Here is an 11164-nt window from a genome sequence, read left to right as displayed (position 1 = left end):
ACAAGAAGTACAAGAAGTACAAGAAGTACAAGAAGTACAAGAAGTACAAGAAGTACAAGACAGTTATTACGATGACCAATCTGATGAAGAAATCGTAATTGCAGATGCCACTTATCAATTCCCATCTCTTGATTTATTACCAGATCCTATCTTAGAGAATGCCGGCGAATTAGATGAGTGGGTACTTTCTCAAATTGATGTATTGAATAATACATTAGAGGCGTTTCACGTGAACGCAGAAGTTGATGGATGGACAGTTGGACCGACCGTTACACAATTCGAAATTTCACTAGCTGCCGGTGTTAAGGTAAGTAAAATTACTAATCTTGTTGACGATTTGAAATTGGCATTAGCCGCAAAGGATATTCGTGTGGAAGCACCAATTCCTGGACGGAGCAGTGTCGGAATCGAAATTCCTAATTTGAAATCGAGACCGGTTCTCCTTTCTGAAGTATTGAGATCTGCAGTCTTTATGGAAAACAAATCACCGCTAACGGTTGCCTTAGGTGTTGATTTATTTGGTGAAGCACAAGTAACTAATCTACAAAAAATGCCGCATGGATTGATTGCTGGAGCTACAGGTTCCGGTAAATCAGTTTTTATTAATAGTTTACTGGTTTCTATTCTATATAAAGCAACACCTAATGAGGTTAAGCTTTTATTAATTGATCCTAAGGCAGTTGAGTTGGCACCATACCATGATATTCCACATCTCTTGGCACCAGTTATTTCAGATGCAAAAGCGGCATCAGCAGCATTGAAGTGGGCTGTTGATGAGATGGAAGAACGTTATCAAAAATTAGCCGCTGCTGGCGCTAAAAATATTGGTAACTTTAACCAAAAGGCGGAAGCAAATGGTGATTTTGGCTTAAAAATGCCATACATTTTAATTATCATTGATGAATTAGCCGATTTAATGATGGTTGCCTCAAATGAAGTGCAAGATTATATCGCTAGAATTACGCAAAAAGCTAGGGCTGCAGGGATTCACTTGATTCTTGCGACACAGCGTCCAAGTGTTGATGTTGTCACGGGAACGATTAAAAACAACATTCCTACCCGAATAGCATTTATGGTTTCTAGTCAAATTGATTCAAGAACAATCTTAGATACTGCTGGAGCTGAAAAATTACTGGGTCGAGGAGATATGTTATATCTCGGTAATGGATCGAGTCAAGCTGTTAGATTGCAGGGAACATACATTGAAGATGAAGTTGATTTAATTACGGATTTTGTCAGAACGCAAGGAAAACCAAGATACGCATTTAATCCGGATGGATTGAAAAAAATGGCAGATCAAAATGAACAACAGGATGATTTGCTTCCAGGTATTTTAGATTTTATAGCACATGAACAGACGATTTCAATTTCTAAGTTACAACGTGTTTTCTCAATAGGTTATAACAGGGCTGCGAATATTATTGATGAGCTTGAGAACCAACAACATATTTCGCATGCTAAGGGTTCAAAGCCACGAGATGTCTATTTAAATGAAGATGAGCTCAGACGAATGAGAGAAGAATTTTAACGACAATCTGAATATTAACTCATTTTAAGGTTTATTTATGGTAAAATTATGAATGAATAATGTCAGAAAAGAGGATAATAATGAATAATCAAAAGGTATATTACTTTGTAGGAATAAAGGGTTCAGGGATGAGTTCTTTAGCCCTAATTTTACATGATCAAGGCTTTAAAGTTGAAGGGTCTGATATTGATCAATATACGTTCACACAACGTGGACTAGAGTTGGCTGGCATTAAGGTCTATTCATTTGACGAAAATAATATGCGTGAAGGATTGACTATAATCGCAGGTAACGCGTTTACCGCAGATCATCCTGAACTTAAAAAAGCACGTGAAATGGGATTAGATATCGTTAGTTATCCTGAAATGTTGAGTCGTTTAATGGAGGGTTACACAAGCATTGGTGTAGCCGGATCACACGGTAAAACAAGTACAACGGGACTTCTTGCACATGTTCTTAGTGGTATTGCACCAACAAGTTACTTAATTGGTGATGGTACCGGTAAAGGGAAACCAGACGCACGATTCTTTGTTTATGAAGCTGATGAATATCGTCGTCATTTCGTTGCTTATCATCCAGATTATTCAATTATGACTAATATTGATTTTGATCATCCAGATTATTTTACCGGTATAGATGATGTTTTCGATGCCTTTGAAACTGTTGCAAAACAAACGAAAAAAGGTATTTTCGCTTGGGGAGATGATCCATTACTTCGTAAAATAAAAGCTGATGTACCAATTTATTACTATGGAACAAAGGATTCTGATGATTTTCAAGCTCGTGATATTAAACGGACGACTAAGGGTTCAGAATTCGACGTTTTCTATCATGATGAACCTTTAGGTCATTACCAAATTCCTATCTTTGGGGAACATAACATTTTAAATAGTTTGGCTGTTATCGCTGTTTCACATTTTGAAAAAGTTGATTTAGAAGAAATTGCAAAAGAATTATTAAGTTTTAAAGGCGTTAAACGCCGGTTTAGCGAAAAATATATTGGTGATATGACAATTATTGATGATTATGCACATCATCCATCAGAAATTAAAGCGACAATTGATGCCGCACGTCAAAAATATCCTGACAAAGAATTAATTGCTGTTTTCCAACCACATACATTTAGTAGGACGATTGCGTTAATGGATGATTTTGCGGTTAGTTTAAATCTTGCCGATAAAGTTTACCTAACTGACATTTTTAGCTCAGCCCGTGAAACATCAGGAAACGTTTCCAGTGAAGATCTGGGTGCTAAAATTGTTAAGGGCGGTGATATTATTAAACTTGATAATATTTCGCCATTACTGGATTATAGTAACGCAGTGGTTATCTTCATGGGCGCCGGAGATGTTCAAAAATATGAATATGCTTACGAAGAGTTATTGAGTAATTTAAGTTTTAAAAATAATTAATAAATTCAGTAAGGAATGACGTAAAAGTCGTTTCTTTTTTATTAGTTAATTATTTTTTAAGAAAAGCGAAGATTCTTGATAATATTAAATAATTTGATACACTTGTGCTTATACAATGAACCAGGAGGAAAAAGAGATGGATAATCAAAATAGAGTTATTATTAACGAAAATGATGGATTAAATAATTTTTTATCAAAGCTATATGGGTATATGGCGCTAGCAGTTGGCGTTTCCGCAATTACGTCGTTCCTAACCTTAACGGTATTTCAAGAATCAGTTTTTGGGTTTATGGCTGAAAATCGTTGGTCAATTTGGGCGTTATTTATCGTTCAGTTGGTAGTTGTTTTAAATATTAATGTTAAAGCTTCAAGGGCGCCTTTTGTAACTTTTGCTTTATTAATGGGTTATTCGGTACTTGAGGGTGTAACGCTTTCGTTAATTATATCTATGTATTCGGTTGGGAACATTATTGCCGCGTTTGCTGCAAGCTCAGCCGTATTCGTTACAATGACTATTTTAGGAAATGTAACAAAACGTGACTTAACTAAGCTTGGTACGCAAGCATTAGCAGCCTTAGTTGGATTAATTGTCGCTTCGTTTGTCAATTTATTCTTACAAAGTGAACTAATTAACTACGTATTCTCATATGTAGCAGTTATTATTTTCACTATTTTAACAGCTTGGGATACACAAAAATTAAGGCAGATATTTTTACAACGTAATAGTGATGTTTCAGTTCCTAATCTCGCAATGACAGGTGCATTAATGTTGTATCTTGATTTTATCAACCTATTCATTTCGTTCTTACGAATCTTTGGTTACGGTGGAAGAGATTAGTAATTAATAAAATAAGTCGTTTAAACCTCTAAGTTAGTCATTCATAACTTGGGGGTTTTTATTACTTTAGAGATATTGCGTGATAAATTATTAATCATGGCTGATGTTTGTTAAAATGGGGATAGAGATTTTAAAAGGAGACGGATATCAGATGACGAATACTAATGAAAAACTATTATTAATTGACGGAAATAGCATTGCGTATCGTGCATTCTTTGCACTTTATCAATCTGTAGATCGATTTACGAATCAAGCAGGGTTACATACAAATGCGTTATATGGTTTCAATAATATGTTGAATGTCATATTGGATACCGAAAAACCCACGCATGTTTTAGTCGCTTTTGATGCTGGAAAGACGACATTTAGAACAAAAAAATATGATAATTATAAGGCCGGAAGATCAAAAACGCCACCAGAATTAAAAGAACAAATGCCTTATTTTAAAGAATTATTGGCTGGATACGGAATTAAAACGTATGAACTAATTGATTTTGAGGCTGATGATATTATCGGAACAATGGCCAAAAAGGGTGAGGCAGCGGGATATGATGTTACGATTGTAACTGGAGATCGCGACCTGACGCAGTTAACGACTGATAAAGTAACTGTTTCGGTTACTAAAAAAGGTGTCAGTGAAATAGAAAAATTTACGCCGGCACATGTGATGGAAAAGTTTGGGTTAACGCCGCTACAAATTATTGATATGAAAGGGTTAGTTGGGGACACATCTGATAACTATCCTGGTGTCACTAAAGTTGGTGAAAAAACAGCAATTAAGTTGTTAACTGAATATGGTTCAATGGAAAATCTTTACGACAATATTGATCAATTAAAGAAAAGCAAGATGAAAGAACATTTAATTGAAGATAAAGATCAGGCATTCATGAGTAAGGATTTAGCAAGAATTAGACAGGATGCGCCTATTACAATTGATTTTCCTGATACAAAATGGGAAGGACAAGACCTAGATAAATTAGTTGCTTTCTATGAAGAAATGGACTTTAAAAAGTTTTTAAGCCAGTTAAATTTAAATCCGACGTCTGACAGTCTTGAACTGAATTTGTTCCCAGAACCTAAAAAGACGAATTACGTTACATTAACAACTGATAATTTGGATGACTTAAAGCAATTATCACAACCAATTTCATTTTATTTAGAGATGTTAGATGATAATTATCATACAGCGGATTTCGATGGATTTGCTATTGGCGATGGCGAAAAATTCTTTGTGACTCAAGATGTTGCGTTATTAAAATCGGCTACTTTGGTTAATATTCTTTCGGATGCCTCAATTTCAAAGAACGTATTTAATTTTAAACGTAATTATGTTGCTTTAAACCGTTTAGGGATTCAACTTGATGGAACTGGATTTGATCTCCTATTAGCCTCATACTTGTTAGATACAAGTGATAATAGTGACGATCTTAGCAAGGTTGCGCAAAAACATGACTATTATGATGTTAAGACGGATGAGGAAGTATATGGAAAAGGTGTTAAGCGTGGAATTCCAGAAGACGAAGCTACTTTCTATAATCATATGGCATCAAAAGTCGAGGCTTTGCATCTTTTAAAAGCCCCATTGATGGCAGGATTGGTCGACCATGAGCAACTTAATTTATATACAGATATGGAACTCCCACTATCACTTGTATTAGCCAAGATGGAAATCCAAGGAATTACTGTGGATGCGGATCGACTAAATACCATGCAAGGCGAGTTTTCAACTATTTTGACGGAGATGGAAACTAAGATATATACCGAAGCGGATGAAGAATTTAATATTAATTCACCAAAGCAGTTGGGTGTTATTTTATTCGAAAAATTGAAGTTGCCAGTTGTTAAGAAAACTAAAACGGGTTATTCAACTGCTGTTGATGTTTTAGAACAACTTAGTACAGTAGCGCCGATCGCGGACCTAATTTTAAAGTATCGACAAATTGCAAAAATTCAGTCGACTTATGTTGAAGGATTATTAAAAGTTAGACATGCCGATAAAAAAGTTCATACGAGATATCTACAGACATTAACGGCAACGGGACGGTTATCATCTGTTGATCCTAACTTACAAAATATACCAGTTCGCGTTCCCGAAGGTAAAAAAATTAGACAGGCATTTGTCCCTGAACACAAGGGATGGAAAATATTCTCATCTGATTACTCGCAGATTGAATTACGTGTTTTGGCGCATATTGCCCATGACGCTAACATGCAAGAAGCGTTTAGAGAGGGAATTGACATTCATGCCAATACTGCAATGAGAATCTTCGGATTAGACTCACCGGATGAAGTAACACCAAATATGCGTCGGACGTCTAAGGCCGTTAACTTTGGAATCGTTTATGGGATTAGTGATTTCGGGTTATCGAAAAATATTGGTATTACTAGAAAACAGGCACAAACGTTCATTGATACTTATCTAAATGAATTCACAGGTGTCAGGGATTATATGGAAAATGTTGTACGCGAAGCTAAAGATAAAGGTTACGTTGAGACACTATTTCATCGTCGTCGTTATTTACCAGATATTAATAGTCGAAACTTCAACTTACGTTCATTCGCGGAAAGAACAGCGATGAATACACCTATTCAGGGAAGTGCTGCTGATATTATTAAAGTGGCGATGATTAATATGAACAAAATGCTTGAGGAAGAACATTTGCAAGCTAAAATGTTATTGCAAGTACATGATGAATTAATTTTTGAAGCGCCAGAAGAAGAAATTGCCATTTTACAAAAGAAAGTACCTGAAGTTATGGATGCCGCTGTTTCTTTAGAGGTTCCTCTAAAAGTTGAAAGTGCATTTGGCGATACTTGGTTTGATACTAAATAAAAGTGGTAAGGAGGAGATAGTATGCCAGAGTTACCAGAAGTTGAAACGGTTCGAAGAGGTCTTAGTCAGTTAGTTATTGGTAAGACAATTGAATCCATAGATGTTTTATGGCCCAAAATTATAAATGGGGATATCATTCCGTTTAAACATGAACTTGAGGGACGGAAAATTGAATCAATCGATCGTTTAGGTAAATATTTACTTTTCCGGTTTGATAATCAAATGACAATGGTATCTCATCTTCGAATGGAAGGTAAATATTTCGTTCGTGCCACGGATGAACCAATTGAAAAACATTCACATGTTATATTCCATTTAACTGATGGTCAAGACTTAAGATATAATGATGTTCGTAAATTTGGTCGAATGCAGTTAATTCCGACCGGACAAGAACGTGAACTTTCAGGTCTTAAAAAATTAGGTCCAGAACCGACTGAAAATGAATTTAAACTCAGCAATTTTAAGAAATATTTAGCGCGAAAACATATGGCTATTAAGCCTGTGTTACTGAACCAAGAAGCGGTTGCTGGTTTGGGGAATATTTACGTCGATGAGGTATTATGGATGAGCAAAATAAATCCGGAACAACCAGCAAATTCAATTTCCGATAGTAAATTAAGTAGTTTACGTAAAAATATTATTCTTGAATTGGCTACTGCGGTTCAAGCTGGTGGTACAACGATTAGATCTTATACTGGTGCATTTGGCGAAACTGGACTGTTTCAATTTGACTTAAATGTTTATGGTCAAACCGGTAAACCATGCCCTAGATGTGGGACGCCCATAGTTAAAATAAAGGTGGCACAACGAGGAACCCATTATTGTCCGCACTGCCAACCACTGAGGAAAGCTTAAATATGACCTATATACTTGGATTGACTGGTGGGATTGCGACAGGTAAATCAACTGTTAGTCATATTTTTAAGAATTCAAACGTACCTGTAATCGATGCGGATATTATCGCAAGGCAGGTTGTTGAGCCGGAATCTGAAACTTTGAAAATGATTATCAATGAATTTGGTGAGAAGTATCTCATGGAAAATGGCACGCTAAATCGTAAAAAATTAGGAAAATTAGTTTTTAGTGATGGTGTCGCATTAGAAAAGTTGAATGGCGTTATCCATCCCGCTATTAGAAAAGAGATTTTAGCGCAAATTCAATCTCATAGAAAATTAGGTAGTCCGTTAATCGTTTTAGACATGCCATTGTTATTTGAAGAGAGTTATCAAACAATCTGTGACGCCGTTATGGTTGTTTTCGTACCCGAAATAACCCAGTTAAAACGATTAATTAATCGGGATGGGCTGACTTCTGCTGAGGCGCGATTAAGAATTAAGGCACAATGGCCAATTCAAAAGAAGAAAGATTTAGCTGATTTTGTAATTGATAATTCGACAACGGTTGCCGTTACAAGGGGTCAAGTGCTAAACTGGCTTAGTAATCAAAATAATGTCTAAATAAATGTAAATAAAAAATAATGAGGTGTCACAATGAAATGTCCACATTGCCAACATAATGGCTCTCGAGTCGTTGACAGTCGACCAACAGATGAAGGTCGCGTTATCAGACGACGTCGCGAATGTGAAAATTGTGAATTTAGATTCACAACATTTGAACGGGTTGAAGCTACACCATTACTTGTTATTAAAAAGAATGGGACGCGAGAAGAGTTTAACCGCGAAAAAATTCTTAAAGGAATTATCAGATCTGCTGAAAAACGACCAGTTTCAATGAAGGATATTACTCATCTTGTTGACCAGGTTGAAAATAATGTCAGAGCATTAGGCGAAAATGAAATTTCAAGTCAACTTATTGGTGAATACGTCATGGGACTACTTGCCGATGTCGATGAAATTGCGTACATCAGATTTGCCAGTGTCTATCGTCAGTTTAAAGATATGGGCGTTTTCCTTAAAGAATTGAATGAGATGATGGATCGGGATAAGACACCTACTGATAAGTAAGATTTGAAGGAATGATAATCAATGATTGAGACATGGGAAAATATGAGTCCAAAAGATGGCTACGTCGTACTAATGGATGAGAAAGTTACAAATGATGATATAGAACGATTAGACTACTTGTATCAACCTATTATGGGTGTGATTGCGAGTGGTCTATTTTCACTATTAAAGGGTGAAGCGAACCAAAATCCGCAATTATCTAATCGGAAGATGCATAACGAATTGCTGTCGTTACTGAATATTGATTTAGCAGCATTCTATGAAGCAAGAAGTTCACTTGAGGCTTTAGGCCTTTTAAAAAGTTTTGAAAAAGATGACGTCATGGGAAAAGTGATGGTCTATCAGTTGCGTCGCCCCCTAGAAGCGGCAGATTTTTTTACGGATGACTTGCTTAGTGTCTTGTTATGGGAATCAATCGGGGATACACGATATAAAGAAATTACTGCGCGATTTGCATTACCCACATTAAAGTTAGACGGATTTAAAGAAATTTCGAAAAGCTTCTTGGACGTTTTCCAAGTTAGCCAAGTACATCTTTCTAATAAACCTGATATTATTTCCGAGAGTAAAAAATCGTTTTTAACCAATAAAAAAGCCCCACAAAAATTGATTGAATCAGATACTATTGACTCGTTTGATTTTAAATTTTTTATTGAATTATTGAAAAAAAGTTTTGTGTCTTTAGATGAAATTAATAATCAACGAGATTTGATTGTTTCAGAGCATCTCCTGTATGATATCGACGAGATTGAAATGGCACAGTTTATTGGTGATGCGGCTGATTTATCAACCAATGAGGTTGATTATAATGTCTTTAAGCAAAAGATTGCGCATAAATATAATCAACAGGTTAAACTAAAAAAACAAGATGATCCAATGAATGATGATAGACAGAATAATGGTCAAAAATCAGTTGAGACTCTAAAAAAGGTTGGTTTTTCAGAAGAAGATTCGCAATTAATTCTTGCTAGTGACGCGTACAGTCCCTTTGATTTTTTGAAATCATTGAAGGAAAGTAAGGGCGGATACGTAACAGACAGTGAATCCTATCTGTTACAACAACTTGTACAACGCCAAATATTTACCAATTCAGTGATTAATATTTTGATACATTATATTTTAATTGATCGAGACTTAGCGACGCTTAATAAATCATTTGTTGATACTATGGCCAATGACTGGTCACAGCAAAAAGTGAAAACACCTGAAGATGCGATTAATCAGGTTCGCCATTTTAATACGAAAAAAACTGAAACTAAGGTAGCAAACCAGCGTCAAAGAAAAATAATAAAAAAAGAAACGTTGCCTGATTGGGCAAAGGATGATTATCAAGCACCAGAGGCAGATACTGAGATTGATAAAGCTGCATTGCAACGACAACTTGATGAGTTTAATAAAACGGCACCAAAAGGAGGATGACAATGGAGGATTTAGGGACAGAAATTAAGAAATTTTTAAAAAATGAAAACTTAAGTGAACGATATCCTAACGTGAATTATCGTGATTTGATGAAGAAAGTTTACGAAGATCCAGACGTGATTGCTTTTTTGGATAAAAATAAAGCTGAATTAACGGAGTCTAATGTTCAAAGAGCCGACGCTAAATTGTATGAATTTTTATCTGAAAAAAATAAAATTATTTTAGGTAAAGGGATGATAGCGCCCGGTTACAAACCTCAGTTAGTTTTGAATAATCATATGATTGATGTGTCTTATGTACCAACGGATGCGCTCATTGAGGCGCAAAAAAGTAAGGCGTTAGCTAAGCGTGTTAAATCTATGAGTATGTCTAAAGATATTAAAAATGCAACGATGAATGATTTTGATATGGATGGGCGAGGGGATGCGCTCAGCCAAAGTCTGAAATTCATAACTGAATTTGTGGCCGATCCTAGCGCATATCATCAAGCGATGTATTTTTACGGTAGTTTTGGAGTTGGAAAAACGTATCTCCTAGGTGCTATGGCCAACGAGTTGGCCAACCGTGGCTATCAAACAACCTTAATGCATTTTCCCAGTTTTGCTGTTGAAATAAAAAATGCAATTAGTGATAATCGCGTTTATGACATGCTAAATGCCGTTAAAAAATCTGAAATTTTAATGATTGATGATATCGGCGCGGATGCAATGTCCAGCTGGGTTCGAGATGATATTTTAGGCGTTATTTTGCAGTACCGTATGCAAGAGGAATTACCAACTTTCTTTAGTTCTAACTTTTCGATGAAACAATTGGAAGATGAACATTTGCGTATTAGTCAAAGGGGTGAAGATGAACCGCTTAAAGCAAAAAGAATCATGGAACGCGTTCATTTTTTAGCAAAAGAAGTTAAAATTGTTGGTAAAAATAGACGACCTAAATAAGATTAGTAGTTGCTAAAATGAACTAAAAATGGTTAAATAGTTATTAAATTGATACGGAAGATTACATTCTTTTTTTATGTCCGCAGGGAGAGAAAGCATAGCTGAAAGCTTTCTTGGCAGAGAATAAGTGATGACCACTTCCATAATGTTGCCTGACTTTTTGTTGGGTCGGATTGAATCCGTTAAAATCTATGGAGAAATTTTTGTTTCGGCAAAGATTTAAATTTGG

The 11164-nt window shown here is 35.7% G+C and carries 9 protein-coding genes; all 9 read left to right on the top strand.

Annotated elements, in window-relative coordinates:
• A partial coding sequence (locus N0K80_RS03000; RefSeq protein ID WP_269007919.1) for a DNA translocase FtsK occupies positions 1 to 1528 on the top strand: 1528 nt, incomplete at its 5' end.
• Between the two features lie 80 nt (positions 1529 to 1608).
• On the top strand, positions 1609 to 2940 hold the full coding sequence (gene murC, locus N0K80_RS02995) for a UDP-N-acetylmuramate--L-alanine ligase (RefSeq protein WP_269023721.1): 1332 nt from the start codon (positions 1609 to 1611) through the stop codon (positions 2938 to 2940).
• A gap of 136 nt (positions 2941 to 3076) precedes the next feature.
• Positions 3077 to 3778, top strand: coding sequence for a Bax inhibitor-1/YccA family protein (locus tag N0K80_RS02990; RefSeq protein WP_112249612.1), 702 nt, complete (start codon positions 3077 to 3079; stop codon positions 3776 to 3778).
• A gap of 151 nt (positions 3779 to 3929) precedes the next feature.
• Positions 3930 to 6611 carry a DNA polymerase I gene (gene polA / locus N0K80_RS02985; protein WP_269023720.1) on the top strand — a complete coding sequence of 894 codons (2682 nt, stop codon included), beginning with the start codon at positions 3930 to 3932 and terminating at the stop codon, positions 6609 to 6611.
• 21 nt (positions 6612 to 6632) lie between these two features.
• On the top strand, positions 6633 to 7466 hold the full coding sequence (gene mutM / locus N0K80_RS02980; RefSeq protein WP_269023719.1) for a DNA-formamidopyrimidine glycosylase: 834 nt from the start codon (positions 6633 to 6635) through the stop codon (positions 7464 to 7466).
• A gap of 2 nt (positions 7467 to 7468) precedes the next feature.
• Positions 7469 to 8068, top strand: coding sequence for a dephospho-CoA kinase (gene coaE / locus N0K80_RS02975; RefSeq protein ID WP_269023718.1), 600 nt, complete (start codon positions 7469 to 7471; stop codon positions 8066 to 8068).
• A 33-nt stretch (positions 8069 to 8101) separates the two neighbouring features.
• Positions 8102 to 8575: a transcriptional regulator NrdR gene (gene nrdR, locus N0K80_RS02970; RefSeq protein WP_269023717.1), complete on the top strand. Its 474-nt coding sequence runs from the start codon at positions 8102 to 8104 to the stop codon at positions 8573 to 8575.
• 21 nt (positions 8576 to 8596) lie between these two features.
• A complete protein-coding gene (locus N0K80_RS02965; RefSeq protein WP_269023716.1) occupies positions 8597 to 9994 on the top strand; it encodes a replication initiation and membrane attachment family protein in 1398 nt (465 codons plus the stop codon).
• 2 nt (positions 9995 to 9996) lie between these two features.
• Entirely contained in the window at positions 9997 to 10935 is a 939-nt protein-coding gene (dnaI, locus tag N0K80_RS02960) for a primosomal protein DnaI (protein WP_269023715.1), read from the top strand.
• The last annotated feature ends 229 nt before the right edge of the window (positions 10936 to 11164 follow it).

The sequence above is a fragment of the Dellaglioa carnosa genome (genome assembly GCF_026948345.1).
Classification (GTDB): Bacteria; Bacillota; Bacilli; order Lactobacillales; family Lactobacillaceae; genus Dellaglioa; species Dellaglioa algida.
Note: the sequence above shows the minus strand (reverse complement) of the source record. Positions and strands in the feature narration are given on the sequence as shown.

Excerpts from the sequence above, each read along its gene's own strand:
- murC (WP_269023721.1), top strand. The coding sequence starts at position 1,609 with ATGAATAATCAAAAGGTATATTACTTTGTAGGAATAAAGGGTTCAGGG.
- N0K80_RS02990 (WP_112249612.1), top strand. The coding sequence starts at position 3,077 with ATGGATAATCAAAATAGAGTTATTATTAACGAAAATGATGGATTAAAT.
- polA (WP_269023720.1), top strand. The coding sequence starts at position 3,930 with ATGACGAATACTAATGAAAAACTATTATTAATTGACGGAAATAGCATT.
- mutM (WP_269023719.1), top strand. The coding sequence starts at position 6,633 with ATGCCAGAGTTACCAGAAGTTGAAACGGTTCGAAGAGGTCTTAGTCAG.
- coaE (WP_269023718.1), top strand. The coding sequence starts at position 7,469 with ATGACCTATATACTTGGATTGACTGGTGGGATTGCGACAGGTAAATCA.
- nrdR (WP_269023717.1), top strand. The coding sequence starts at position 8,102 with ATGAAATGTCCACATTGCCAACATAATGGCTCTCGAGTCGTTGACAGT.
- N0K80_RS02965 (WP_269023716.1), top strand. The coding sequence starts at position 8,597 with ATGATTGAGACATGGGAAAATATGAGTCCAAAAGATGGCTACGTCGTA.
- dnaI (WP_269023715.1), top strand. The coding sequence starts at position 9,997 with ATGGAGGATTTAGGGACAGAAATTAAGAAATTTTTAAAAAATGAAAAC.